This is a genomic window from Micromonospora marina (assembly GCF_900091565.1).
GTDB lineage: Bacteria > Actinomycetota > Actinomycetes > Mycobacteriales > Micromonosporaceae > Micromonospora > Micromonospora marina.
This window is the reverse complement of the sequence record NZ_FMCV01000014.1, coordinates 102448-127936: the sequence shown is the minus strand read 5'-3', so window position 1 is coordinate 127936 and position 25489 is coordinate 102448. Positions and strand designations below refer to the sequence as shown.

At 73.9% G+C, this 25489-nt stretch carries 20 protein-coding genes and 1 pseudogene; 6 read left to right on the top strand and 15 right to left on the bottom strand.

The genetic code is table 11. From position 1 onward, the window contains the following. Positions 1-119 precede the first annotated feature (119 nt). Positions 120-2525 carry a transposase gene (locus GA0070215_RS17775; protein ID WP_091047597.1) on the bottom strand — a complete coding sequence of 802 codons (2406 nt, stop codon included), beginning with the start codon at positions 2523-2525 and terminating at the stop codon, positions 120-122. A gap of 40 nt (positions 2526-2565) precedes the next feature. Then, positions 2566-3513, bottom strand: a complete 948-nt coding sequence (locus GA0070215_RS17770) for a DNA primase (protein ID WP_091047593.1) — start codon at positions 3511-3513, stop codon at positions 2566-2568. 144 nt (positions 3514-3657) lie between these two features. On the opposite strand from GA0070215_RS17770, the gene GA0070215_RS17765 reads away from it, so the two are divergent. After that, a complete protein-coding gene (locus GA0070215_RS17765) occupies positions 3658-3999 on the top strand; it encodes a PadR family transcriptional regulator (protein WP_018786080.1) in 342 nt (113 codons plus the stop codon). 79 nt (positions 4000-4078) lie between these two features. Here GA0070215_RS17765 and GA0070215_RS17760 read toward each other — a convergent pair whose 3' ends face one another. The 10 genes from GA0070215_RS17760 to deoC form a co-directional block, all read right to left on the bottom strand. After that, a complete protein-coding gene (locus tag GA0070215_RS17760) occupies positions 4079-4750 on the bottom strand; it encodes a permease prefix domain 1-containing protein (RefSeq protein WP_091047590.1) in 672 nt (223 codons plus the stop codon). A gap of 61 nt (positions 4751-4811) precedes the next feature. Beyond that, positions 4812-6587 carry a thiol reductant ABC exporter subunit CydC gene (gene cydC, locus GA0070215_RS17755; RefSeq protein WP_244167037.1) on the bottom strand — a complete coding sequence of 592 codons (1776 nt, stop codon included), beginning with the start codon at positions 6585-6587 and terminating at the stop codon, positions 4812-4814. A 97-nt stretch (positions 6588-6684) separates the two neighbouring features. Then, positions 6685-8367, bottom strand: a complete 1683-nt coding sequence (gene cydD / locus GA0070215_RS17750; RefSeq protein ID WP_018786083.1) for a thiol reductant ABC exporter subunit CydD — start codon at positions 8365-8367, stop codon at positions 6685-6687. Further along, a complete protein-coding gene (locus GA0070215_RS17745; protein ID WP_091047583.1) occupies positions 8364-9371 on the bottom strand; it encodes a cytochrome d ubiquinol oxidase subunit II in 1008 nt (335 codons plus the stop codon). The genes cydD and GA0070215_RS17745 overlap by 4 nt, the downstream gene beginning before the upstream one ends. An 11-nt stretch (positions 9372-9382) precedes the next feature. After that, positions 9383-10630, bottom strand: a complete 1248-nt coding sequence (locus tag GA0070215_RS17740) for a cytochrome ubiquinol oxidase subunit I (protein ID WP_091047580.1) — start codon at positions 10628-10630, stop codon at positions 9383-9385. Between the two features lie 108 nt (positions 10631-10738). After that, positions 10739-11644 carry a M56 family metallopeptidase gene (locus tag GA0070215_RS17735; protein WP_091047578.1) on the bottom strand — a complete coding sequence of 302 codons (906 nt, stop codon included), beginning with the start codon at positions 11642-11644 and terminating at the stop codon, positions 10739-10741. Between the two features lie 10 nt (positions 11645-11654). After that, on the bottom strand, positions 11655-12101 hold the full coding sequence (locus tag GA0070215_RS17730; protein WP_026268060.1) for a BlaI/MecI/CopY family transcriptional regulator: 447 nt from the start codon (positions 12099-12101) through the stop codon (positions 11655-11657). A 217-nt stretch (positions 12102-12318) separates the two neighbouring features. Continuing rightward, a complete protein-coding gene (locus GA0070215_RS17725) occupies positions 12319-13143 on the bottom strand; it encodes an aldehyde dehydrogenase family protein (protein WP_091047575.1) in 825 nt (274 codons plus the stop codon). Continuing rightward, on the bottom strand, positions 13136-14566 hold the full coding sequence (locus tag GA0070215_RS17720) for an aldehyde dehydrogenase family protein (protein WP_091047572.1): 1431 nt from the start codon (positions 14564-14566) through the stop codon (positions 13136-13138). Before GA0070215_RS17720 ends, GA0070215_RS17725 begins: the two co-directional genes overlap by 8 nt. A 5-nt stretch (positions 14567-14571) precedes the next feature. Next, a complete protein-coding gene (gene deoC / locus GA0070215_RS17715; protein WP_018786090.1) occupies positions 14572-15561 on the bottom strand; it encodes a deoxyribose-phosphate aldolase in 990 nt (329 codons plus the stop codon). 126 nt (positions 15562-15687) lie between these two features. Between deoC and upp the strand changes: the two genes are divergently transcribed. Together upp and GA0070215_RS17705 are read left to right on the top strand one after the other, a co-directional pair. After that, positions 15688-16320 carry a uracil phosphoribosyltransferase gene (gene upp, locus GA0070215_RS17710; protein ID WP_018786091.1) on the top strand — a complete coding sequence of 211 codons (633 nt, stop codon included), beginning with the start codon at positions 15688-15690 and terminating at the stop codon, positions 16318-16320. Between the two features lie 164 nt (positions 16321-16484). Continuing rightward, positions 16485-17159: a GOLPH3/VPS74 family protein gene (locus GA0070215_RS17705; RefSeq protein ID WP_091047568.1), complete on the top strand. Its 675-nt coding sequence runs from the start codon at positions 16485-16487 to the stop codon at positions 17157-17159. A gap of 89 nt (positions 17160-17248) precedes the next feature. On the opposite strand, the gene GA0070215_RS17700 is transcribed toward GA0070215_RS17705, so the two are convergent. Continuing rightward, complete coding sequence (locus GA0070215_RS17700; protein ID WP_091047565.1) at positions 17249-18913, bottom strand: phospho-sugar mutase; 1665 nt, start codon at positions 18911-18913, stop codon at positions 17249-17251. Between the two features lie 49 nt (positions 18914-18962). Beyond that, the gene (locus GA0070215_RS17695) at positions 18963-20978 is read right to left on the bottom strand and encodes a serine/threonine-protein kinase (RefSeq protein WP_036345685.1); all 2016 of its coding nucleotides are present in this window, start codon (positions 20976-20978) and stop codon (positions 18963-18965) included. Positions 20979-21181: 203 nt separating this feature from the next. On the opposite strand from GA0070215_RS17695, the gene GA0070215_RS17690 reads away from it, so the two are divergent. Together GA0070215_RS17690 and GA0070215_RS17685 are read left to right on the top strand one after the other, a co-directional pair. After that, on the top strand, positions 21182-22765 hold the full coding sequence (locus tag GA0070215_RS17690; protein WP_018786095.1) for an acyl-CoA mutase large subunit family protein: 1584 nt from the start codon (positions 21182-21184) through the stop codon (positions 22763-22765). 471 nt (positions 22766-23236) lie between these two features. Continuing rightward, positions 23237-24496: an amidohydrolase gene (locus tag GA0070215_RS17685; protein ID WP_091047561.1), complete on the top strand. Its 1260-nt coding sequence runs from the start codon at positions 23237-23239 to the stop codon at positions 24494-24496. Between the two features lie 153 nt (positions 24497-24649). Here GA0070215_RS17685 and GA0070215_RS29725 read toward each other — a convergent pair. Beyond that, positions 24650-24856 (bottom strand): annotated as a pseudogene (locus GA0070215_RS29725) (hypothetical protein); the annotation flags it as partial. 1 nt (position 24857) lies between these two features. Between GA0070215_RS29725 and GA0070215_RS17675 the strand changes: the two are divergent. Then, positions 24858-25487 (top strand): MBL fold metallo-hydrolase, encoded by a 630-nt coding sequence (locus tag GA0070215_RS17675; RefSeq protein WP_091047558.1) that lies wholly within the window; start codon positions 24858-24860, stop codon positions 25485-25487. Positions 25488-25489 lie beyond the last annotated feature (2 nt).

Genomic DNA, 25489 nt, shown 5'->3' with positions numbered 1-25489 from the left:
GAATCGCCTTCCCACCCCGGCGAACAGGCGCCGCCGCTGGTCCGCCGGGTATGTTCCCGGCCGGTCCAGCCCAGCGTCAAATCGCCCCGGTGTGGGATGGAGCACCCCGGCGGGCCCGGTCAGGAGCGGTAGCCCGCCGAGCGGTACTCGTACTCCCGGTCGTCGTCGCGGTCACCGGTGTCGCGGGTGAAGTCCCAGCCGCCGGCCGCCTCACGGCCCGGACGGCCGCCCACGGCGAAGCCGCCGATCTCCTGGCCGCGCCGCCAGCCCCGGAAGTATCCGGTGGTGTTCTCGGCGAGGCTCGCCGCGTTCCGGACGATCCGCAGAGGACGCTCCTCGCGCAGCGGGGAGCCCGGCACCAGGTTGGCCTGCGGTACGCGCTTCGGCAGCCCAGCCGTGGTCTCCGCGCCGACGGACGGGCGGGCCGCCTGCTCGGCCGCCTGCCAGCCGGTGTCGGCGGTGGTGGACCAGTCCAGGTCGGCCTCGTCGCCGTGGCCGACGAACCAGGCGGACTTCGCCTGCGCGAAGATCAGCAGGTCGCCGTCACCCTCGTCGGAAACCGGCGGCGGCCGGTGCTCCTTCGGGGCGGGGCGCCGCTCGGGCACGGCGGGAAGCGGGACGCGACCCGGGCCGCCCTGGTCGACCAGACGCAGCGGGGGCGCCTCCAGACCGGGGTCGACCGGCCGGCCCATCTCGTCGCGCAGCGCGCGGTCGGCGAGCGGCGGCGGCTCCACCAGCCGCAGCATCGGCGGCTCCTGCGGCAGGTCGTCGGCGAGCCACGGTGGCGTGACCCGGCCGGGGTCGCTCGGCGCGTCCACGCCCCGTCCGTACGAGTAGGTGGTGCTCTCCCGCTCCCGGGCGGTGTCGTCCTCGTTGTTCACCAGCGGCCAGTTGGCCCGCGAGCCGGGCGGCGCCTCCGGCGCGGGCGGACGCGGGGCCGGCACCGGGATGCTCAGGTCGGTGGCGCTGAACCCACCGGTCGGCGGTTCCGGATTCTGGCTCGTCTTGGGCCGGGGCGGGATGACGGTGCGCTGCCGCTCGGCCCGCGCCTTGTTGATCGCCGCGGTGGTGAGCGTCGGGCGGAACGGCTCGCCTGCCTCGGCGGGCGGGACCGCGCCGCGCGGGGACGGGGCGATCGGTGTGATCCCGGGGGGCGGCGGAGGCGGCGCGGAAATCGGCCGGTTAGTCGGGCCGTCCACCCGCGACGGCAGCGGCGCGCCGGTCGGCTCGGGTCGCGCCGGCGGAGCCGAGGACGGCCTGCCCAGTGCTGCCGCCGGGGCGACGGGCGTGACCGGGGCCGGGGCGACCGGCGGCGGCGTGACGGGCGCGGGCGCGACCGGTGGCGGGCCCAGCGGCCGGGGCGTCGTCGTGGCGGCCGGACCGGACACCGGCTCCGGACGGCTGCGCCGCCCACCGGGGAGCGGCTCGGGACGACTGCGACGGCCGGCCGGCTCGGGTGCCCCGGCCGGATCGGGACGGTCGCGGTGCGACTCGGCGATCGGGTCCGGCTGGATGGAGCGCACCGGACGGAGGTCGGCCGCCGAGTTCGAGGTCAGCTCGTCGACCTGCTCGCCCCGGCGGGCGGCGGCCCGGCGGCCGGTCGCGGGAGTGGGAGCGGTGCGTTCGGCGAGCGCGCCGACGAGCGCGTCGCAGCCGGCGTCGCAGGTCCGGACGGAGGCGACGGCCTGGCGTACGGTCTCGGCGACGGCCGCGGTGAGTGTGCGGTTGACGGTGGCCCGCCGGGGCGTCTCGGAGATGGCCACACGCAGCGCGGTCACCGCGTCGGAGACGGCCTCGGCGTCGGCCATTCCTTCGCCGGCCAGCTGCGCGACGACCGCGTCGGCGGCCAGCGCGCCGTCCCGGCCAGCACGGGTCGCGGGACCGGTGAGCATCCCCGGCTCGGGCAGCGCGTCGAGCACCGCCAGGGCGACCCGGTCGGCCGGATCCGGGTAGGCCCGCAGCGCGGCCGGGTAGAGCTCGCGGAGCACCTCGCGCAACGTCACCGCGGCGGAGTGCCGACCGCTCGCCAGCGCCGCGTGCGCGGCCAGGACCTGCGTGTATCCGGCGAGTTCGCGCGGTGCCGGGAGGGTCACCGCGGACAGCGCGCCGGCCTGGAGCGCACGGGCCAGTCCGACCGCCCGGCGCTCGGCGGGCGGGGACTGCATCTCCTCCAGGGAGTCGTCGTCGGCGAAGCGCTCGGCGAAGTCGTCCACCGAGTCGTCGTCCGCGATCGCCAGCGGCCGGCCGGCGGCGCTGAGCAGCGAGGTGACGATGTGGTCGTCGCTGTCCGCGGCGATGGCCGCGCCGCTGGGACCGCCGGACCGTTCCACCAGCAGCGCGACCAGCCGGGCGTAACCGGCGGGATCGTCACCGATCTCGCAGACGTGCAGCAGACGGCCTGCGTCGTCGACCACAGCGGACGTCAGCGTCGTTCCGGCCGAAGCCGTTCGGTCGGCCGGATCTGCCGAGGCCAGACCGCAGTACACGCGCACGAGCGCCACGGCGTCGTCCTCCTCCCGGGACACAGGTCTTGCTCTGCCAGAGACTGATGCTCCCCGCTCGGGGTCAGTCGCGCCAGTCCACAACCGCAGAGATCTTGCCGACAATGGTGCGCCAACCCAAACTTGCGGTTTGTGCCCCGATTTTCTTCAGCCGGCGACGACCCAGGAAACCACCGACGCCGCCGTTTACGGAAGCGCGCAGCGCCTCGTCCAGGTCGTCCAGGCTGGAGCCCGCCGAGAGCATGTCCAGCACGGCGGGTAGCCGTAGGGCGTACGCCAGGTCACGGGCGACCTCGCCGGCTTCGATGAGCAGCTCGTGGTCCCACGCGTCGTGGCCGCCGCGCAGGTTCTCCACGACCAGGTCGAGCTCGTACGTGTCCTCGTCCAGCGGGGCGATGTCGGCCGGCTCGAGCCGTTCGGACAGTTCATTCCAGCTGTCCAGCTGAGACAGATCGTTGGGCGCACCGGAACGGATGAAAGTGACCAATGACTCCGGGGTCTTGAACAGCAGGAGCCGGCCCTTGTGGGTGAGGAAGACCGGCACCTCCTCGTCGCCCGACTCGTCCTCGTCCTCGTCGTCCTCGGCGTCGTCGCCGGCCTCGGCCTTGTCGTCGTCCGAGGCGTCGGCCTTGCCCTTGCGGCGGGCCTTGGCGTCCTTCTCCCCGTCCTCGTCGTCGTCCTCGGCGGAGAGGGCGGCGAACTCCTCGTCGAGGATCACCACCTCCTCGTCCTCCTCGGTCTCGACGACCTGGCGGCGGGCCAGGAACGGGTCGTCCTGGTCGCGCTCGGTGACGTCGGTCGGGGTCAGCTCGCGCGCCTGCCGGTAGGCCCGCAGCGTGAAGCCGGTGCCGGCGGGCAGGGCGATCTCCACCGGGTCGATCCGTACCTCGTCCCAGAGCGCGCGGTCGGCCGGCGGGCGGTCCTCCTCGACCTCGTCGGCCGCGGCGGCGGCGTCGGTGTCGTCGAGCTCGGGCTCGTCGGCGTCGGGCCGTTGGGGCGACTGGCGGGCCACGCTGACCTCCGTGTGCGTTCGGGTTGCCCACCCGACGGCGTCGGCCGCCGAGTGACTCTGCGCACATACCCTAGTGGGCGACGGTTCCGACCGGGAGTCGCACCCCTTGGCGTCGCGGCGGCGCGACAAGTAGCGTTGCTACGCATGAAGGCGCAGACGCTGCACGGACACCTGGACGCGCTGCTGCTCGCCGTGCTGGAACGGGGCGCACTGCACGGCTACGCGATCATCGAGGCGTTGCGGGCCCGCAGCGGCGGTGCGCTGGATCTGCCCACCGGCACCATCTATCCGGCGCTGCGCCGGCTGGAACGGGCCGGGCTGGTGGCGAGCACCTGGAGCACTGTGAACGGCCGGGAACGCCGCACCTACGAGTTGACCGACGCCGGTGGCCGGGCGCTGGCGGGGGAACGGGCCGGCTGGCGCGAGTTCAGCGCCACGGTCGGACGGTTCCTCGGCGCGGACGAGCCGCCCACCGCACCGGCCTGACCACCGCGCCCGGCCGCCTGGGGCCCTCGCCGACGGGCAGCCCGGGGTGCCCGGGCGGCAAGCCCGACGGCCGTCCGGTTCAGCCGGCCAGCCGGCGGTCGGCGAGCATCCAGCAGCAGGCCGCGCGGGCGAGGGCGAACCAGGCCGCCGAGACCACCACCATCCCGACGATCAGGGGCGGCCAGGTGAGCGCCGCGTCCCACAGCCCGACCGACCAGCCGAACAGCGCGCCCCCGGCGACCGCACCGACCAGCAGGCTGCCGGTCAGACCGAAACCGATCACCCGGGCCGGGCGGACGAGCCGCGGTGATCCCCACCGGGCGACCAGCAGCGCGGCCAGCGCCAGCGCGGCGACCACCCCCCAGATGCCGTTCAGCGCGGCGGAGAGCAGCAGGTAGCTCTGCGGCGGTGGCGGACCGCTGCTCCAGCTCGACCCCTGCCAGGTCAGATCACCGGCGGCGATGAGCACCACCGCCACCACGAGCGTGCGCAGCGCCAGCCGGTGCAGCGCGCCGACGGCAAGCTCGGCCTGGAAACCCGGCACGAGCTGGGCGTCGCTGCCGAACTCGGCGACCGCCCGCCGCTGCGCCTCCGCCCGCGGCAGGCCCCCGTCCCGGTACGCCTCGACGGCGTCCTCCAGCGCGTGCCGTGCCTCGGTCAGCAGGTCGGCCTTGAGCCGGTCCGGCCCGTGCAGCCGCGTGGACAACTCGTGCAGCCGGCGGTCGACCACTGCCTCCTCATGCACCCGCATGCGGTAAGCCTGCCACCGGCGGGCGGCACCCGCGTCAGGGAAAACCCCGATCGGCCGGGTGTCAGGGTGTGATCGCCAGGTAGCCGCGCTCCGCCGCCTCCTGCCGCAGCCACTGCTCCCGGTACCAGCCGGGACGTGCCACCAGCTCGTCGTGCCGGCCGCGCTGCACGATCCGGCCGCCTTCGAGCACCACGATCTCGTCCAGCCCGGCCAGACCGCTGAGTCGGTGGCTGATCAGCAGCACCGAGTGCCCGGCCGGGGTGGCGGCGAGCGCGGAGTCCAGCACCGCGTCGGCAGCCGCCGGATCGAGCCCCTCGGTCGGCTCGTCGAGCACCAGCACCGGCGGTGCGGCCAGCAGCGCCCGGGCCAGCGCGAGCCGCTGCCGTTGCCCGCCGGAGAGCTGCCCGCCCTGCTCGCCGACCACCGTGTCCCAGCCGTCGGGCTGCTCGTGTACCCAGTCGAGCAGGCCGGCCGCCCGGGTCGCGGCGACCAGGTCCGCCTCGGTGGCGTCCGGACGGCCGAGGAGCAGGTTCTCCTTGACCGTGGCGTGGAAGACGTACGCCTCGGCGAGCAGGCCGCCGACCACCCGGGGCAGGTGTTCGGCCGGTATCTCGGACACCGGCACGCCACCTGCGGTGACCTCGCCGGTGCCGGGGCGTACCGCGCCGGTGAGCACCGCGGCGAGCGTGCTCTTGCCGGCGCCGCTCGGCCCGACCACCGCCACCCGGAGGCCGGCCGGCAGGTCGAGGTCGAACCCGGCCAGCGCGGGGGCGGCGCCCGCCCGGTAGCGGACCGTCACACCGGAGAACCGCACGTCGTGGCCGTCGGTCCCGGGCACCGGCGCGTCTGTCGGCGTCGCCGGAACGGGTGCGGTGAGCAGGTCGGCGACGCGAGCCAGTCCGGCCCGCAACTGGGTCCGCTGGCGTGCCGCCGCGACGAGCGCGAGCGCCACCTCCACGGCGGCGAGCGAGCCGACCGCGAGGACGCCGACCAGCACGCCGCCGACCTCGGCGCGCAGCGCCACGACCACCACGGCGGCGGCGGTGAGACCGGCCACGAGGACGCCGAGCGCGTCCACCGCGAAGCCGGTGGCGGCGAGCCGGCGTTCCAGCCGGGCCAGCCGTCCGGCCCGCTCGTCGGCGGCGGCGAGCGCCGCGCCGGTCGCCCCGAACGCGGCCAGGTCGGCGGCACCGTGGGTGAGGTCGACCGCGTCCACGGCGAGCGCGCCCCGCAGCGGGGCCACCTCGTCGGCGGCGCGGCGGGTGATCCGGGAGGCGAGCGCGGGGAGCGCCACGCCCGCCACGAGCAGGCCGATCGCGAGCACGCCGGCGGCCGGCGGTGAGATCAGCGCGGCGACGCCGACGGCGAGCACGCTGACCAGGGCCGCTGCCGCTCCCGGTACGAGGACGCGCAGGAGCAGGTCCTGGGCCGCCTCCACGTCGGAGACCAGCCGGCTCAGCGCGTCCCCGGTACGGCGGCCGGTCTCGCGCCGGGCGGCGAGCGTGGCGAAGACGCGGGCCCGTACGTCGGTGATCATGCGGAGGACAGCGTCGTGCCCGGCGAGCCGTTCGGTGTACCGGAACACGCCCCGGCTGACCGCCAGCGCCCGGACCGCGACGATGGCCACCGTCAGCCGGTCCAGCGGCGGCCGGCCGGCGGCGCTCATCAGCAGCCAGGTGGCGGTGGCCATCAGCGCCAGGCCGGCGAACTCGGTCGCGGCGGCGAGCAGCCCCGCGCCGAGCAGCCGGCTCAGGTACGGCCGGGCCAGACGCAGCACCGCCCGCTCGGCGCCGGGTAGGGCGGTCGTGGGCGGCTCCGGCGTGCCGGAGGGGGCCATGGGCACTCCGGTCGGCCCGGCCGGCTCGCGGCCCACCGGCGTGACGCCGTCGCCTGCGGTCACCGGGTCACCGCCGGGCGGGCGGGGGAGACGGGGATCATCGGGGCGCCACCGCTCCGGTGGCGGCCGTGTGCAGCTCGGTGACCCGGCCGTCCTCGACGCGCAGGATCCGGTCGGCGTCGGCGAGCAGCGCGGGCCGGTGCGCGACGAGCAGCGCGGTACGGCCGGCGACCAGCCGCCGGGTCGCGTCCAGCACCACAGCCTCGCTGGCGCTGTCCAGCCGCGCGGTCGGCTCGTCGAGGAGCACGATCGGTGCGTCCCGCAGGAACGCGCGAGCCAGGGCGACCCGCTGCCGCTGCCCGCTGGACAGGCCGTGGCCGCGCTCGCCGAGGCAGGTCTCCAGCCCGTCGGGCAGCGCGTCGACCACCTCGTCCAGCGCGGCGCCGGTGACCGCCGCGGCGAGCACGTCGTCCGGGGTGTCCGGTGCGCCGAGGCGGATGTTGTCGGCGAGCGACCCGGCGAACAGGTGCGCGCGCTGCGGCACCCAGGCCAGCTCGCGCCGCCAGGCGTCGAGGTCGGCCCCGGCCAGGTCCACCCCGTCGACTGTGACCCGGCCCGTGGTGGGTGCGACGAAGCCGAGCAGCAGGTTGAGCAGGGTGCTCTTGCCCGCACCGCTGGGCCCGATGATCGCCACCCGGTCGCCCGGCCGGACGGCCAGCGTGACGTCGCGCAGCGCGGTGGTGCGGTCGTACGCGACTGTCACGCCCTCGAAGCGGATCTCGCCCCGGCCGTCCGGCGCCGGACGCCGGGGCTCGGCGGTGGCGGCGGGTGCGTCGGCGGCGGAGAGCGTGAGCGCCTCGTCCAGCGCGGTGAGCCCTTCCATGCTGGCGTGGAACCGGCTGCCCGCGGCGCGCAGCGGCAGGTACGCCTCCGGGGTGAGCAGCAGCACCAGCAGCGCGGTGGAGAGCGTGAGGCCGCCGCCGAGCAGCCGGATGCCGACCGGCACCGCGACCAGCGCGACGGAGAGCGTGGCGACCAGTTCCAGCACCAGCGCGGACAGGAACGCGATCCGCAGCGTCTTCATGGTGGCCTGGCGGTGGCCGTCGGCCATCCGGCGTACCACGTCGACCTGCCCCCGGGACCGGCCGAACGCGCGCAGCGTGGGCAGCCCGGCCACCATGTCGAGGAAGTGCCCGCCGAGCAGCGACAGCCGCCGCCACTGCCGTTCGGTGGCGGCCTGCGCCTGCCAGCCGAGCAGCGCGCCGAAGATCGGGATGAGCGGGATGGTGAGCGCGATGATCAGCGCCGAGCTCCAGTCGGCGAACACGATCCGGGCCAGCACCGCCACCGGCACCGTCACGCTCAGCACGAGCTGCGGCAGGTAGCCGGTGAAGTACGGGTCGAGCGCGTCCAGACCGCGCCCGGCCAGCGTGGCGAGCTGCCCCGCGCGCTGCCCGGCGACCCAGGTGGGTCCGTGCCGACCGACCGCGCCGAGCAGGTCGGCGCGCAGCGCCGCCTTGACCGTGGCGGCGGCCCGCGCCGCCACCGTGCCCTGGGCCCAGCTCACAAGTGCCCGCCCGGCGACCGCGGCCACGAACCCGGCCAGCGCCTGCTGGTGCAGCCGCCCGTCGAACGCCGTCGCCAGTAGTGTCGCCAGCGCGGTGGCCTGCGCGACGACCAGTAGCGCGGTGAGCCCGCCCAGCACCGCGAGCACGGCGAGGTCGCGCCGGGCCGCGGGGACCCGGCGCAGCAGACGCGGGTCGAACGGGCGGCGGTTCACCAGTACACCGGTGCCCTGCCGTCGATCCGTCCCCGGAACACCCACCAGCACATCGCCTGAAAGCCTAGTAGGGCCGGCACGAGCGGTAGCGCGAGCCATCCCAACAGCGCCAGCGTCGGCCGGCTGGCGGCCGCTTCGGCCACCGTCAGCGACGCCGCCGGGTCGGTCGTGGAGACCAGGATCCGGGGCCAGAGCGCGGCCCCGATCAGCGGCGCGGGCAGCGCCAGCGCCGTCGCGGTCGCCGCGAAGGCCGTCCCGGCCCGGCCCCGGCGTAGCGCCGCGCGGGCCGTCAGCAGCGCCGCCACGAGCGCCAACGGCAGGAGTACGGCCACCGCCGGGCGCGCCACCGCGGCGCGTACCCGATCGGAGAGCAGGCCCAGGACGGTGGCCGAGGCGACGGCGACGAGCGCGGCGGGCACCAGGCCGGTCGCCAGCCGGGCGAGCGCCGGGGCCTCGGCGGCGGGCAGCCGGAGCGTGAGGAACGTCGCACCGTGCACCGCCACCAGCGCGAGCAGCGCCAGCCCGGCGGCGGCGACGAACGGGGTGGCGAGATGACCGGCGCCGACCACATGGCCGTCCGCGCCGAGCGGCACGCCCTGAAGCAGCCCGGCGAGCACCGCGCCCCAGCCCAGCGCGGCGAGCACGCAGCCGACCACCACCAGGCGGTCCCAGCGGGCGCGGGCGGTGGCGGCGGCCGGGCGGCTGCGCAGCTGCACCCCGGCGGTCACCAGCACCACCCCGGTCAGCGCGGCGAGCACGGCCGGGTAGAGGCCGGCGAGCAGCTCACCCTCCAGCCGGGGGAACGCGCCGAACAGGATGCCCACGGCCGCCACCAGCCAGACCTCGTTGCCGAGGAAGAACGGCCCGAGCGCGGTGAGGGTGGTCCGGCTGCCCGGTGCCGGGCCGCGCCGGGCCAGCAGCAGGCCGACGCCGTAGTCGTAGCCGCCGAGCACGAGGTAGGTGGCGAAGAAGAGGCCGAGCAGGGCGTACCAGGCGAGTTCCACGGCGGGCTCCCTCAGACGAACACGGGCTGGTGGTGGGCGTCGGTGTCGGGCGCGGGCGGCCGGCCGAGCGCGGGGTCGTGCGCGCCGCGGGCGGCGTGCCGGGCCAGCAGCATCCAGTTGGTCACCGCGAGCGCGCCGAGCAGCAGGCTGAACCCGATCAGCGAGGTGAGCATCAGCCCGGGTGAGACCGGCGAGACGGCCTGCGCGGTGGGCAGCAGCCCGTACGCGGCCCAGGGCTGGCGGCCGACCTCGCGGGCGATCCAGCCGAGCAGCATCGCCACGAACGGCAGCGGCAGGCCGAGCAGGATCAGCCAGAGCGGCGCCTTCAGCCGGATGATCCAGTCGCGCCAGAGCAGCGGCAGCAGGAGCCAGACGGCGCCGAGCGTGAAGCCGATCAGGATCATGAAGCCGAGGCCGACGTCGGAGAGCACCGGCGGTTCCCAGTCGCCGGGGCCGAACCGCGCGGTCCAGTCGGCGACGAGCGCGTCCCGGTCCGGCCCACCGCCGAACTTGGTCGGCTGGAGCTGCCCGACCGGGCCGAACTGGGCGAAGCCGAAGCCCTGGAGCGTGGTGACCGCCAGGGCCGCGGTGACCAGGCCGAGCCGCAGCGAGGTGCGGAAGAGCGCGTAGTCGGTGGTACGCCGCAGCAGGTGCCAGGCGCTCACCGCCGCCATCAACAGGCCGCCGGTGACCAGGCTCGCCGAGATGACGTGGCCGAACGCCATGCCGAACGTGGGGTTGGTGAGCAGCGCGCCGAAGTCGGTGAGGTGGGCGACGCCGTCGCGGACCTCGTATCCGACCGGGTTCTGGAGCCAGGCGTTCGCCACCATGATCCAGAAGGCCGAGGCGTACGCGGTGACCGCCACACCCCAGAGCAGTGCCAGGTGCACGCCGCGCCGCAGCCGGTGCCACCCGAAGATCCACATGCCGAGGAACGTGGACTCCAGGAAGAACGCGACGAGCGTCTCGATGGCGAGCGGCGCGCCGAACACGTTCCCGACGTAGCGCGACAGCCCGCTCCAGTTCAGGCCGAACTGGAACTCCATGACGATGCCGGTGGCGATGCCGAGCACATAGTTGATCACGTAGAGCTGGCCCCAGAACCGGGTCAGTCGCTCGTACGCCGGCTTGCCGGTGAGGTAGCCGGCCGTCTGCAACCCGACCAGGAGCGTGACCAGGCCGAGCGTGACCGCCACGAACAGGAAGTGGATCGAGGTGGTGGTGGCGAACTGGAGGCGGGCGAGGAGCAGCGGGTCCACTGTCGTCCTCCCATGGGTTGGCTCACTTGTCGTAGCCAACCTACACATAGGCTGTCTACCTATCAAGGCGCGCGAACCCGGAGAAGTCCCGTAGGGGCGAGGCCCGGATCAGCTCAGGAACAGGGCGACCGGAAGGGAGACGAGCGTGCCGGCGACCGCCAGCGCCATCGCGCCGAGCACCCGCGGCGGCCGGTCCGCGACGAGCAGCCGCTGCACGCGTACGTCGAGGTCGCGATCGCCGAGTCCGAGCGTGCCGGCCGGCTGGACCCGGTGCTCGGCGGCGGCGAACCGGCGCAGCGCACCGGCCAGCGGAGCCTCCGCGTGCAGCTCCCGGGCCTTGTCGTCGGCGCGCATCTCGACCAGCAGCGCCACCCGCGCGTGCGCGTCCCGCACCCACCGGAACCAGGGCAGCGCCCGGCACAGCGCGGTGAACGGCAACAGCACCAGGTCGTGCCGCTCCTGGGCGTGCGCCCGCTCGTGGGTGAGCACCGCCGCCAGTTCGGCCGGGTCGAGCAGGTCGAGCGTGCCCGCGCTCACCACCACCCGGGGACGCACCCCCGGCAGGCAGTACGCCGCCGCGCTCGGGTGGTCGAGCACCAGCGCGCCGGGCACCGTGGGGTCACGCCGGGCCACCAGGTGCAACAGCTCCCGGTGCCGGCGCTGGGCGCGGACCGCCCCGTGCAGGCTGCGCACCGTCGTGGTGAGCAGCACCGCGCCGATGCCGAGACCGACGCCGACCAGGCTGAGGTGCACCGCGCCCACCCCGGCCGGCAGCGTGCCGTGGGCCAGGTCGTCGGCCAGGGCCAGCAGCGCGTACCCGGTCGCCCGGTCGTACGCGTCGAGCCCCAGCGCCATCGGCAGCCCCATGGCCGACAGGCCGAGCGCCAGCCCGACCGCCTGCCAGCAGATGATCGCCACCCGGGGTGCCCGCCAGGTCCAGCGCGCGGCGGCGAGGACCTGCGCGGTCAGCCAGCAGGCCAGGATGATCGCGGCGAAGTGCAGGGCGTACGCCACGGCAGCCGCCCTACCGGTCCGTCGCCTCGTCGAGCGCCGGCCGACCGGGCCGGGGGTTCTCGACCCGGCCGGCCGGTCCGTCCTCGACCGTCGCCCCGGCCTCGGCGCCGAGTGCGGCGCGGAGCACGTCCGCCTCCGTGCCGGTCACCGAGCGGGCGAAGCGCACGAGTGCGGCGTCCCGGCTGCCGCCGAGGTCGAGGGCTTCGAGCATGAGCTGGGCGATGTGCGCCTCGCGGGTGGCGGCCGGACGGTACCGCCAGGCGCGGCCCTCCCGTTCGCGCTGCACCATGCCCTTGCCGGCGAGCCGGTCGAGCACGGTCATCACCGTGGTGTAGGCCAGTTCCCGCCCGTCCAGGGCGTCGGCGACCTCGCGCACCGTCACGCCGCCCGACGAGGCGGGCGCCGCGTCCCACAGCACGTCCATCACCGCACGCTCAAGGTCCCCCAGCCGAGTCACCCGTCAATCCTACCCCCGGTAGTAGAGCCCCTCCGCCGCCCCGGTTCCTGTTCCCGTTCCCGAAGATCAACACCAGTTCGGGGAGGTGGCGGTATCCGGGGTGACCTGATGCGGCCACTTCGCCGTGCTGGTGTTGTTCTTGGAGGTGCGGGAACGGGAAGTGGCGGCAACCCGGGTGGGAGTGCCGCCACTTCGGGCCGGACCGGACTGCGTCGAGTCAGACGCCCTTCGGATGCCAGACCGTCTTGGTCTCCAGCAGCGTGGTCAGCCGGGTGATGCCGGGGTCGGCGTACCAGTCGTGGCCGGCCGGGGCCGGCCGGAGCACCCGCTTGAGGTTCTCCGCGGCCTTGATCTCCAGGTCGGCGGCCAGCTCGGCGTCGGCGACGCCGGTCAGGTCGAGCGCGTTGACGTCCATGTGCGCGGCGAGCGTCGGCACGGTCTCGGTCAGCCGGCCGGTGAGGATGTTGACCACCCCGCCGGGCAGGTCGGAGGTGGCGAGCACCTCGGCCAGCGTCACCGCCGCCAGCGGCGCCGCCGGGGAGGCGGCCACCACCACCGTGTTGCCGGTGACGATCGCCGGGGCGATCACGCTCACCAGGCCGAGCAGCGCGGGCTCCTCGGGTGCCACCGCCGCCACCACGCCGGTCGGCTCCGGCGCGGACAGGTTGAAGTACGGGCCGGCCACCGGGTTGGCGCTGCCGTACACCTGGGCGACCTTGTCGGACCAGCCCGCGTACCAGACCCAGCGGTCGATCGCCGCGTCCACCTCGTCGGCCGGGACGCCCAGGGCCACGAACTGCGCGCGCCGGCCCTCCAGCATCTCGGCGACCCGGTAGAGGATCTGACCCCTGTTGTACGCGGTCGCCCCGGCCCACCCCTTCACCGCGGCACGGGCGGCGACGACCGCGTCCCGCGCGTCCTTCCGGGAGGCAAGAGACACGTTCGCCGACTGCACCAGATACGACCGTCCCGACTCGCTGCGCGGGAACTTCCCGCCGATGAAGAGCTTGTACGTCTTGCGTACCGCGACCCGCTCAGACATTGAGGTACCCCTCCAGCCCGTGCCGGCCGCCCTCGCGACCGTAGCCCGACTCCTTGTAGCCGCCGAACGGCGACGTCGGGTCGAACTTGTTGAACGTGTTGGCCCACACCACGCCCGCGCGCAGCCGGTCGGCCAGCCACAGGATCCGGGAACCCTTGTCGGTCCAGATCCCGGCCGACAGCCCGTACGGCGTGTTGTTGGCCTTCTCGACGGCCTCCGCCGGGGTGCGGAACGTGAGCACCGACAGCACCGGGCCGAAGATCTCCTCGCGGGCGATCCGGTGCGCCTGAGTGACCCCGGTGAAGATGGTCGGCGCGAACCAGAAGCCGCGCTCGGGCAGCTCGCACGGCGGCGACCAGCGCTCCGCGCCCTCGGCGGACCCGGCGTCGGACAGCTCCCGGATGCGGGCGAGCTGCGCGGCCGAGTTGATCGCGCCGACGTCGGTGTTCTTGTCCAGCGGGTCGCCGACCCGGAGCTGGGCCATCCGGCGCTTGAGCGACTCCAGCACCCGGTCGGCCACCGACTCCTGGACCAGCAGCCGGGAACCGGCGCAGCAGACGTGCCCCTGGTTGAAGAAGATGCCGTTGACGATCCCCTCGACGGCCTGGTCGATCGGGGCGTCGTCGAAGACGATGTTCGCGGCCTTGCCGCCCAGCTCCAGCGTGAGCTTCTTGCGGGAGCCGGCGACCGCGCGGGCGATGGCGCGCCCGACCTCGGTGGAGCCGGTGAACGCCACCTTGTCCACGCCCGGGTGCTCGACCAGCGCCCGGCCGGTGTCACCGGCGCCGGTGACGATGTTCACCACACCGGCCGGCAGGTCGGCCTGCTGGCAGATCTCGGCGAACAGCAGCGCGGTCAGCGGGGTCGTCTCGGCCGGCTTGAGCACCACCGTGTTGCCGGCGGCGAGCGCCGGAGCGATCTTCCACGCCAGCATGAGCAGCGGGAAGTTCCACGGGATCACCTGCGCCGCCACGCCGAGCGGCTTCGGGTCCGGGCCGAAGCCCGCGTGGGGGAGCTTGTCGGCCCAGCCCGCGTAGTAGAAGAAGTGCGCGGCGACCAGCGGCAGGTCGACGTCGCGCGACTCCCTGATCGGCTTGCCGTTGTCCAGCGACTCCAGCACGGCCAGCTCGCGCGAGCGCTCCTGGATGATCCGGGCGATCCGGAACAGGTACTTGGCCCGGTCGCGGCCCGGCATCGAACCCCAGACCTTCTCGTACGCGCTCCGCGCGGCGCGGACCGCGCGGTCCACGTCGTCGGCTCCGGCCTCGGCGATCTCGGCCAGCACCTCCTCGGAGGCCGGGTTCACCGACTTGAAGCTGCCGCCGGAGGCCGGGTCGACGAACGCGCCGTCGACGAAGAGCCCGTACGAGGGCTTGATGTCCACCACCGAGCGGGACTCGGGGGCGGGTGCGTATTCGAACATCGCGTTCAGTCCAGGGTGAAGTAGTCGGGGCCGGCGTAGACGCCGGTGGTCAGCTTGGTGCGCTGCATGAGCAGGTCGTTGAGCAGGCTTGACGCGCCGAACCGGAACCAGTCCGGGCTCAGCCAGTCCGCGCCGACTGTCTCGTTGACCATGACCAGGTACTTGATCGCGTCCTTGGTGGTCTTGATGCCACCGGCCGGCTTGACGCCGACCTGACGCCCGGTGGCGGCGCGGAAGTCGCGGACCGCCTCCAGCATCACCAGCGTCACCGGCGGCGTGGCCGCTACCGGAACCTTGCCGGTGGAGGTCTTGATGAAGTCGCCGCCCGCGAGCATGGCGAGCCAGGACGCGCGCCGCACGTTGTCGTACGTGGCCAGCTCACCGGTCTCCAGGATGACCTTGAGGTGGGCTGCCGGTCGCCCCTGGCGACCGCCGTCAGCAGAGCCGCAGGCCTCCTTGACCGCCTTGATCTCGTCGTAGACCTCGGAGTAGCGCCCGGCCAGGAACGCGCCCCGGTTGATCACCATGTCGATCTCGTCCGCGCCCGCCTCGACCGCCGCGCGCACGTCGGCGAGCTTGATCTCCAGTGGCGCCTGGCCGGACGGGAACGCGGTCGCCACGCTGGCCAGGTGCACCCCGCTGCCGCGCAACACCTCGGCCACGTGCGGGACCATCGCCGGATAGACGCAGACGGCGCCGACATGCGGGCAGCTCGGGTCGGCCGGGTCGGGGCGCAGTGCCTTGGCCGCCAGCGCCCGTACCTTGCCCGGGGTGTCCGCCCCTTCGAGGGTGGTCAGGTCGACCATCCGGATCGCCAGGTCGATCGCCTCGGCCTTCGCAGTGGTCTTGATGGAGCGGGTGCCGAGTTGCGCCGCCCGCTGCTCCGCGCCGACCTGGTCCACGCCGGGCAGCCCGTGCAGGAAGGTCCGCAGAGCGGTCTCGGATCGTCCCAGCTCGGTGAGGTCCGACCGGGCCGACGTCGTTGTCGCCGTCATGCCCCGAATAGTACGCACCCGCGAGTCGAGTGATCTTGGTCACTTGCAAGTGCCGCACGTGAGCGGGGTCGCTGGTCGGACCGCACCCGCCCTGAGCCGGGCCGGTAAACGGTAGGTTGAGCGATCGTGGACGTACACGTCATTGACCATCCGCTCGCCCAGACGCGGCTGACCGCCATGCGGGACGCCCGGACCGACTCGTCGTCGTTCCGGGCCGCGCTGCGCGAACTCACCACCATGCTGGTGTACGAGGCCGCGCGCTCCTTCCCGGTCGAGAAGTACTCGATCCAGACCCCGGTCACCGCCACCGAGGGCACCCGGCTGGCGAACCCGCCGCTGCTGGTGCCGGTGCTGCGGGCCGGTCTCGGCATGGCCGACGCCGCGCTCGGCCTGCTGCCCGAGTCGTCGATGGGCTTCGTCGGCCTGGCCCGCGACGAGGAGACGTACGAGCCCCGCGCGTACATGGAGTCGCTGCCGCGCGACCTCGCCGGCCTGCCGGTGCTGGTGCTCGACCCGATGCTCGCCACCGGCGGCTCGCTGGAGCACTGCTGCCGGCTGCTCGCCGACCGGGGCTGCACCGACATCACAGTGCTCTGCGTGCTGGCCGCGCCGGTCGGCATCGAGCGGCTGGAGCGCTCCGGGCTGCCGCTGCGCCTGGTCACCGCCTCGATCGACGAAGGACTGAACGACTCGAAGTTCATCGTCCCCGGCCTGGGTGACGCCGGTGACCGCCAGTTCGGCGGCATGCCCCGCTTCTGACCCGGCACACCGGCGATTCGGCACTCCGGCACTCGGCACTCCGGCGTTCCGGCGATTCGGTGGAGAGGGCTCTATTCCCCCCGGGAAGGGCCCTCTCGCCGTGAATCGGGCGACCCCGGCGAGTCGATGCGCGGGGATGCGGGGAGGCGCTAGCGTTCCGGGCCATGACTGGTGTTGCGCTCGCCGAGGAGCTGCTGCTCCTCGCGTATGACGACGAAACCGGCAAGGCCACCATGCCGCGGATCAGCCTGGACCTGGGCATGGCCGCGGCGGTGCTGGTCGAGCTGGCCCTGGCCGGACGGGTCGCGTACGCGGACGGGAACCTGGCGGTGGTCGACCCGGCCCCGACCGGCGAGCCGATCGCGGACGCCGTACTCGCCAAGATGGCCGCGGACACGCCGCACAGTCCGTCGTCGTGGGTGCAGCGACTGCGGCACGGCCTGCGCGACCGGATCCTGTCCGACCTCTGCGGCCGGGGCGTGGTGCGGGACGTGGACGAGACCGAGCTGGGCTTCATCCACGTGCACCGCTACCCGGTGGCCGACGCCTCGGTCGAGGCGGACATCCGGCGGCGGCTGGCCGACGCGCTGACCAGCGGGCAGCTCCCGGACGAGCGGACCGCCGCGCTGGCCACGCTCGTTGCGGTGCTGCGGATGGAACCGGCGCTGGGGCTGACCGGCCCGGCCGCCGAGAACGCCGGCCGGCGCCTGGAGGAGATCGCCGCCGGCGCCGGGTTCTCCGGCACGGTGAGCCTGGACGACAGCGTGGTACGCCCGTCGATCAGCCTGGTCATCGCCGCCCTGGGTCAGGCCGTCGACGCCGCCCTGGGCAAGCGGTAAGGAAGGGCCCCCTTTTAACGCCTCCGGTAGAGGAAGGGCCCCTTGTTAACGCCAGGCGTTAACAAGGGGCCCTTCCTTCCATCCAGTGGTCAGAGGCCCAGGGCGGCGGCGATCTCGTTGCGCAGCTCGGTGACGGCGGCCCGAGCCCGCTGCCGGGCCGCCGGCACGTCGCCGCCGCGCACCGGCTCCACCACCTCCAGGTACGCCTTCAGCTTCGGCTCGGTGCCCGACGGCCGGATCACCACCCGGGCCGCGTCGGTACGCAGGATCACCACGTCCGCGTCGGGAAGCAGGTCGGACGCCTCGGTCACCGGCTGCCCGAGCAGCGCCGCCGGAGTGGCCGCCCGGATCCGTGCCATCGCGTCCGCGATCACCCGCAGGTCCTCCACCCGGACCGAGAGCTGCTCGGTGTGGTGCACGCCGAACTCGGCGGCCAGTTCGTCGAGCCGGTCGAGGAGCGTACGGCCCTCCGCCTTGAGGCCGGCCGCCAGCTCGGCGACCGTCAGCGCGGCGGTGATGCCGTCCTTGTCGCGTACGTGAGCCGGCGCGACGCAGTAGCCGAGCGCCTCCTCGTAGCCGTACACCAGCGGCTCCCGGACCCCGCCGGCCCGGACGATCCACTTGAACCCGGTGAGCGTCTCGTCGTAGGGCAGGCCCCGGGCCGCCGTCATGGCCCGCAGCAGCGCCGACGACACGATGGTGGTCGCGTACAGGCCGGTCACGCCGCGCCGCATCAGGTGGTCGGCGAGCAGGGCGCCCACCTCGTCGCCGCGCAGCATCCGCCAGGAACCGGCGTCGCGTACCGCCACCGCGCAGCGGTCCGCGTCCGGGTCGTTGGCGACGGCCAGGTCCGCGCCGGTGCGGTCGGCGAGCGCGACCAGCAGGTCCACCGCGCCCGGCTCCTCGGGGTTGGGGAAGCTCACGGTCGGGAACGCGGGGTCCGGCTCGGCCTGCTCGGGCACCATGCCGGGCACGCCGAATCCGGCGCGCGCGAACGCGGCGGTCAGCACCGCGGCGCCCACCCCGTGCAGCGGCGTGTACGCCACCTTCAGGTCCCGCGGTCCGGCCGGGGCGACGACGGCGGCGGCCCGCTCGACGTACGCGGCCACCAGATCGTCGCCGAGCACCTGCTCGGCCGGGCCGAGCGGCACCGCCGCGAGCGGGCCGACCGCCCGGATGGCCGCCTCGATCCCGGCGTCGGCGGGCGGCACGATCTGCGCGCCCGCGCCCAGCTCACCGCCGAGCTGCGCGCCCAGGTAGACCTTGTAGCCGTTGTCCTGCGGCGGGTTGTGGCTGGCCGTGACCATCACCCCGGCGACCGCGCCGAGCTGCCGGACCGCGAACGCCAGCACGGGCGTGGGCAGCGGCCGGGGCAGCAGCAGCGCCGGGCGGCCCGCACCGGTGGCCACCTGCGCGGTGCGCTCGGCGAACGCACGGGAGCCGCGCCGGGCGTCGTACCCGATCACCAGCGGGCCCTCGCCGCCCTGGGCGGCGAGCCAGCCGACGAGCCCGGCGGCGGCCTGGGTGACCACGGCGAAGTTCATGCCGTTGGGCCCGGCGCGCAGCGGGCCGCGCAGCCCGGCGGTGCCGAAGGTCAGCGGACCGGCGAACCGGTCGGCCAGGTCGGCCGCCGTCCCGGGCAGCCCGTCGAGGACCGCCCGCAGCTCGGCGCGGTCGGCCGGGTCCGGGTCGTCGGCGAGCCAGCGCTCGGCGCGTCCGCGAAGGTCGTCAAGGTCAGTGGTATCCGCCGCCATTGCCTCATGAAAGCACGGCGGCGGATCACCGCTGGCCGTCGGCCTCGACTCAGTTGGCCGCCGTGAGCTGGAACGAGCCGACCATCGCGTCGAAGATCGGCTTGCTCTCGGCGAACCGGGCGTCGGTCGAGGAGAGGTAGAACGAGTAGACCTTGCCGTCCTTGACCACGCCCCGCCAGATGCCGTGGCGCATGGACTCACCCTCGCCGCAGGTGTATTCGAGCTGGCCTGCGGTCTGGCCGGCGAGCGGCTGCTCGGAGACCGACACCTCGGTGTAGGGGGCCGGGCAGGTCTTGCTCTTGGTGCTGTTCTTGTTCAGGTTCCGCGAGGCGAACTCGGCCCAGCTGATCGAGGTGCCGCCCCACGGCTCGGCGATGACCCGCACCTTGCGGCCCTCGTCCTCCGGGTCGACGTAGTCGACGTAGAGGCCGCCGGTCTGCCGCTGCCAGCCCTTCGGCACCTGGATGGTCACGCCCTTGACGGTCTGCTCCTGCATCTCGGGCGCGGCCGCCGCCGAGGTCGAGGGCAGCGCGCCCACGATCGGCGGGGGAGCGTCGTCACCACCGCTGGTCAGCGCGATCACGCTCACCAGCAGCACCACGGCCAGGCCGCCGGCGGCGGCGAGCTGGACCTTGCGCGGCCACGCCTTCACCCGGCCGAGCAGGCCCTTGGCACCGCCGGCCGGGCCGCCACCACCGGTCGCGGGCGCGGTGGCCGGGGTGGTCCACGGCTGGCCGGTGCCGGGTACCGACCACTGGTTGCCGCCGCCGTACACCGGCTGGGTGGCGTCGACGGTGCGGCCGTAGGCGGTCGGCACCGCCTGGGTCGCGTCCGCTGCGGCACCCTGGCCGAGCCGGACCGTGGCGTCCGGCGAGATGCGCCGGGTGGCGTCCGGCGTGCCCGGCCCGGACATCGCACCGGTCGGCGTGTGCAGCGGGCCGGCCAGCGCGTCGGCGCTGGTCTCGTCGAGGGCGGCGGCACCCGCCGCGCCCTTCTCGGCCGTGGGCCGTTCACCGCGGCGCAGCGCGGCGAGCCGGTCGGTGAGCGACTCGTCCGGGCCGATCATCGCCCGGCCGCCGATCTGCCCGCTCGGGTTCGGCTTCGCGGCGATCGCCGGCGGCGTGGTCGGGCGCGGCACCGGCACCACCGCGTACGGGTCGGTGACCGAGTTGACGGCGGTGGCGGTGCTGGTCAGCGGGCCGGCGAGCAGCTCGCGCAGGTTGGCCCGGGCCCGGTGCACGTCCATCCGGCGGGCCGGGTCCTTCTCCAGCAGCCCCATCAGCACACCGGTGAGCGGGCCGCTGCGTTGCGGCGTGGCGGGCGGGTCCTCGACCACGGCGTGCATGGTCTCGATCGGGTCGCCCTTGTCGAACGGGGGCCGGCCCTCGACCGCGGTGTAGAGCGTCACGCCGAGCGAGAACAGGTCGCTCGGCGGCCCGAACTCCTGGCCCATGGCCCGCTCGGGCGAGATGAAGTGCGGCGAGCCGAGCACCATGCCGGGCGTGGTGAGCTGCACGTCGGTGGGCATCCGGGCCACGCCGAAGTCGGTGAGCACGCAGCGGCCGTCGGTGCAGATCAGCACGTTCGCCGGCTTGACGTCGCGGTGCAGCACGCCGATCGCGTGCGCCACCTCCAGCGCGCCGAGCAGCGCGATCCCGATCTTGGCGACGGCGCGCGGCGCGACCGGCCCGTCCTCGATCACCATGTCGGCCAGGCTGCGGGCGTCCAGCAGTTCCATCACGATCCACGGACGGCCACCCTCGGTGACCACGTCGTAGACCTGCACCACGGCCGGGTGCTGGATCGCGGCGGCGGCGCGGGCCTCCCGCAGCGTCCGTTCGTAGAGCGCGTCGCGGTCGCTCGGGGCGAGACCCGGCGGGAGGACGACCTCCTTGACCGCCACATCACGGCGCAGCAACGTGTCTGTGGCCCGCCAGACCGTGCCCATGCCTCCGTTGCCCACCGGGGAGCGCAGCGAGTAGCGACCACCGATGGTGGTGCCGGGCGCTGCGCGTCCAGTGGGAGGACTGGCCGGTCCGCCGCTCCACGTCGGAATCTGAGTCACAGAAAAGCCACCGGGGGATATCGAGGGGGCTGGGACACAACCCCACTATCTTGCTGGTTCCGACGCCCGATGCGAAACCCGACGCGGCGGGCGTTTGCCTACTCGACGGTATGTGGTCGCCCGTTCACCTCCGGTGGGTCGCCGCCGTGAGGTGTGCGGTATCCCTCACCCACCTGGCGGTCCGCGCGTCCTACCATCCGGTAATGAGCGATGCGCGGTCAAGCGAGTCGGGCTTCCCGATCCAGAGCGTCTACACGGCGGCAGACCTTCCGGCGGAGCTGGACGCCCGGCTGGGCGAGCCGGGCGAGTTCCCGTACACCCGCGGCGTCTACCCGACGATGTACACGTCCCGGCCCTGGACCATGCGACAGTACGCCGGGTTCGGCACCGCGACCGAGAGCAACGCGCGCTACCACCAGCTGCTGCGCGCCGGCACCATGGGCCTGTCCGTCGCGTTCGACCTGCCGACCCAGATGGGGTACGACTCGGACGACCCGATCGCGCACGGCGAGGTGGGCAAGGTCGGCGTCGCCATCGACTCCATCGAGGACATGCGCACGCTGTTCGGGGGCATCCCGCTGGACAAGGTCTCCACGTCGATGACCATCAACGCGCCCGGCTCGGTGCTGCTGCTGCTCTACCAGCTGGTGGCCGAGGAGAACGGCGTGCCCGGCGCGGCGCTCAACGGCACCATCCAGAACGACATCCTCAAGGAGTACATCGCCCGGGGGACGTACATCTTCCCGCCGAAGCCCTCGCTGCGGCTGGTCGCCGACACCTTCGCCTACTGCCGGGCCGAGGTGCCGAAGTGGAACACCATCTCCATCTCCGGCTACCACATGGCCGAGGCCGGCGCGTCGCCCGCGCAGGAGGTCGCGTTCACGCTCGCCAACGGCGTGGAGTACGTCCGCGCGGCGCTCGCCGCCGGGCTGGCCGTGGACGACTTCGCGCCCCGGCTGTCGTTCTTCTTCGTGGCCCGCACCACGCTGCTCGAGGAGGTCGCCAAGTTCCGCGCGGCCCGGCGGATCTGGGCCCGGCTGATGCGCGACGAGTTCGGCGCGAAGAACCCGAAGTCGATGATGCTTCGGTTCCACACCCAGACCGCGGGCGTGCAGCTCACCGCCCAGCAGCCGGAGGTGAACCTGGTCCGGGTGGCGGTGCAGGGCCTCGGCGCGGTGCTCGGCGGCACCCAGTCGCTGCACACCAACAGCTTCGACGAGGCCATCGCGCTGCCCACCGAGAAGGCGGCCCGGCTGGCGTTGCGGACCCAGCAGGTGCTGGCGTACGAGACGGACCTGACCGCCACCGTCGACCCGTTCGCCGGGTCGTACGTGGTGGAGGCGATGACCGCCGAGGTGGAGGCGGCGGCCACCGAGCTGATGGACCGGGTCTTCGACCACGGGTCGGCGGTGGACGCGATCGAGGCCGGCTTCCAGAAGCGGGAGATCGAGCAGTCCGCGTACCGGATCGCCCAGGAGATCGACTCGGGTGAACGGGTGGTGGTCGGCCTCAACCGGTTCCAGATCGACGAGGAGGAGCCGTACGAGCCGCTGCGGGTGGACCCGGCGATCGAGGCGGCCCAGGGGGAGCGGTTGGCCCGGCTGCGCGCCGAGCGGGACTCGGGCGCGGTCGAGCGGGCCCTGACGGAGTTGCGCGCCGCCGCCGAGGGGGACGCCAATGTGCTCTACCCGATGAAGGAGGCGCTGCGCGCCCGCGCCACCGTCGGCGAGGTCTGCGGGACGCTTCGCGAGGTGTGGGGGATCTACCGGCCCAGCGACCGGTTCTGAACCGTCCGCAGGCGGTCCCGCCGTGCACCCTCGATGTGCGGCGCGGGCCGCCTTCGCGTGTGCGAATCGGTGATTCGGGTAACCCGATCGGGTGAACGGGACGGACAGCCTGTGCGGTCGGGGGTCGGGCGCTCGTGTCACCGTCGGGAGTCTTCCGGCAGCCGACTGTTGTCGGGCAATTGTCGGAGCGGCAGTTAATTGCCGCGACTAATGCGACAATTCGGAACGACGGGCCGGTAATTGTGGTAGTCGAAACGGTTACGCGTTGTAGGAGGTGGAGGGCGGATGACGGCGTTCGACCGCGATCTACCTGCTGTCCCGCAGATATTCGACCCCTCTCACCAGGGCATTCGTGACGCTACGCGGTCCGACCGCTACGCGAAAGATGTTGCGCAGCGTCACCGCCGGAGGTCTAGGCTGTCTGCTGTCCGACCCGAAGATCCATCCACTTCTAGTGATCGAGAATTCGACGTGACGAGTGCGTTGACGCTGCCTTCCGGCGGCCTGCTGGCGTCGTCCCGGTCCGAGGCGCCGACCAGCTACCAGCCCCTGCCCTTCGAGCTCGACCATCTGCTCGCGCTGCGCGTACCCGGCCTCATCGAAACGCGCCGTCACATCCACTCCCACCCGGAGCTGTCCGGTGAGGAGTTCGAAACGGCCGCCCTGGTGCACCGCGAGCTGTCCCTCGCCGGGCTGAAGCCGCGTCTGCTGCCCAAGGGCAACGGCGTCATCTGCGACATCGACGGCCGCCCGGACGGGCCGGTGATCGCGCTCCGCGCCGACATCGACGCGCTGCCGCTGAGCGACCCGAAGGACGTGCCGTACCGCTCGACCGTCGAGGGCGTCTGCCACGCCTGCGGCCACGACGTGCACACGTCGGTGATGCTCGGCGTCGGCATGCTGCTGGCCCAGCTCGCCGACACCGGCCGCCTCGACGGCCGGGTCCGGCTGATCTTCCAGCCGGCCGAGGAGATCCTGCCCTGCGGGTCGCTGGAGGTCATCGAGGCCGGCGGCCTGGACGACGTGGTGCAGATCTTCGCGCTGCACTGCGACCCGAACCTGCCGGTGGGCAAGGTCGGCCTGCGGGTCGGCCCGATCACCGCCGCCGCCGACAACGTCACCGTCCGGCTCACCGGGCCCGGCGGGCACACCGCCCGCCCGCACCTGACCGTCGACCTGGTGGACGCGCTCGGCCGCCTGGTCACCGAGGTGCCGACGCTGATCAGCCGCCGGGTGCCGGCCAACAGCGGGCTGCTGCTGGTGTTCGGCCACGCGTCGGCCGGCACCCGTTACAACGTCATCCCGTCCGAGGCGTGCGCGGCCGGCACCCTGCGGGTGATGGACCGTGACACCTGGGACCAGGCGCCCAAGATCGTGGCTCAGGTGGTGCGGGACGTGCTCGCGCCCACCGGTGCCACAGTCGACCTGGAATACCTGCGCGGCCGGCCTCCGGTGACCAACGACGCCGGCGCGATCGGCGTGTTCACCGCGGCCACCGCCGCCGCGCTCGGCCCGGACGGCATCGCCGAGACGCCGCAGAGCATGGGCGGCGAGGACTTCTCCTGGTATCTGGAGCACGTGCCGGGCGCGCTCGCCCGCCTCGGCGTCGGCCGCAGCGGGCCCAACGTGGACCTGCACCGGGCCTCGTTCGACGTGGACGAGCGTGCCATCGAGGCCGGGGTACGCCTCATGGTCCAAACCGCGCTGCGGGCACTGGCGGCGGCGCGCTGACCGGACCACCGGGCGGCCCCGGCGGCGTCGGCACCGCCGGGCTCGGGCCGGCCGGCGGCGTCCGCCGGCCCGCACCCGGCGTCGCCACAGGAGCAGCAGCCACAGTGGTACGCCGATCACGACCGCGAAGGGCAGCACCGCGTCGAGCACGGTGAGCAGAACCCGGGCCGAGGCCAGGAACGCCGTCCAGCCGCCGCCCAGCCCGGCCAGGAAGCCGAGGTCCGCCTCCTCCTCGGCGGTACTGGCGTCCTGCCTCGACGGCCCCGCCCGCCGGGGCCGATACCTCGGACGTGACGCGTCATCGCGCCGGTTCCGGCAGACTGCGCTGAGGACAGCACGATTCGGTAGCTGAGGAGTCACGATGCAGGTGACCAAGTACGCCCACTCCTGTCTCCGGCTGGAGCACGACGGTGCGGTGCTCGTCGTCGACCCGGGTGTCTTCAGCGACCCGGCGGCGCTGGACGGCGCGGACGCGGTGCTGATCACCCACGAGCACCCGGACCATGTGGACGTCGCCGCGCTCACCCGGGCGTTGGAGCGGCGCCCGGTGCCGGTGCACGGTCCGGCCTCGCTCGCCGGGGTGCTCGGCGACGCCGCCGAGGCGCTGGTCACGGTCGAACCCGGACAGTCGTTCACCGTCGCCGGGGTGCCGGTGCGGGCGTACGGCGGGCAGCACGCGGTCATCCACCCGGACATCCCGGTGATCCAGAACATTGGCTACCTCCTCGCCGACGTGGTGTACCACCCGGGCGACGCGCTGTTCGTGCCCGACGACGTGCAGGTGGACACGCTGTTCGCCCCGATACACGCGCCCTGGTCGAAGTTCTCCGAGGTGGTCGACTTCATCCGCGCGGTCGCTCCGCGCCGGGCGTACGCGCTGCACGACGGGCTACTGAACGACAACGGCTTCGGTGTGCTGGACCGGCAGTACACGGCGATGTCCAAGACCGCCTACCGCCGTCTGGAGCCGGGCACCCGGATCGACGCCTGAGC

Coding starts and splice junctions, on each gene's coding strand:
- GA0070215_RS17675 (WP_091047558.1), top strand. CDS start 24,858: ATGCAGGTGACCAAGTACGCCCACTCCTGTCTCCGGCTGGAGCACGAC.
- GA0070215_RS17705 (WP_091047568.1), top strand. CDS start 16,485: ATGACTGGTGTTGCGCTCGCCGAGGAGCTGCTGCTCCTCGCGTATGAC.
- GA0070215_RS17700 (WP_091047565.1), bottom strand. CDS start 18,913: ATGGCGGCGGATACCACTGACCTTGACGACCTTCGCGGACGCGCCGAG.
- GA0070215_RS17760 (WP_091047590.1), bottom strand. CDS start 4,750: ATGCGGGTGCATGAGGAGGCAGTGGTCGACCGCCGGCTGCACGAGTTG.
- cydC (WP_244167037.1), bottom strand. CDS start 6,587: ATGGCCCCCTCCGGCACGCCGGAGCCGCCCACGACCGCCCTACCCGGC.
- deoC (WP_018786090.1), bottom strand. CDS start 15,561: ATGACGGCGACAACGACGTCGGCCCGGTCGGACCTCACCGAGCTGGGA.
- GA0070215_RS17720 (WP_091047572.1), bottom strand. CDS start 14,566: ATGTTCGAATACGCACCCGCCCCCGAGTCCCGCTCGGTGGTGGACATC.
- GA0070215_RS17690 (WP_018786095.1), top strand. CDS start 21,182: ATGAGCGATGCGCGGTCAAGCGAGTCGGGCTTCCCGATCCAGAGCGTC.
- GA0070215_RS17725 (WP_091047575.1), bottom strand. CDS start 13,143: ATGTCTGAGCGGGTCGCGGTACGCAAGACGTACAAGCTCTTCATCGGC.
- GA0070215_RS17765 (WP_018786080.1), top strand. CDS start 3,658: ATGAAGGCGCAGACGCTGCACGGACACCTGGACGCGCTGCTGCTCGCC.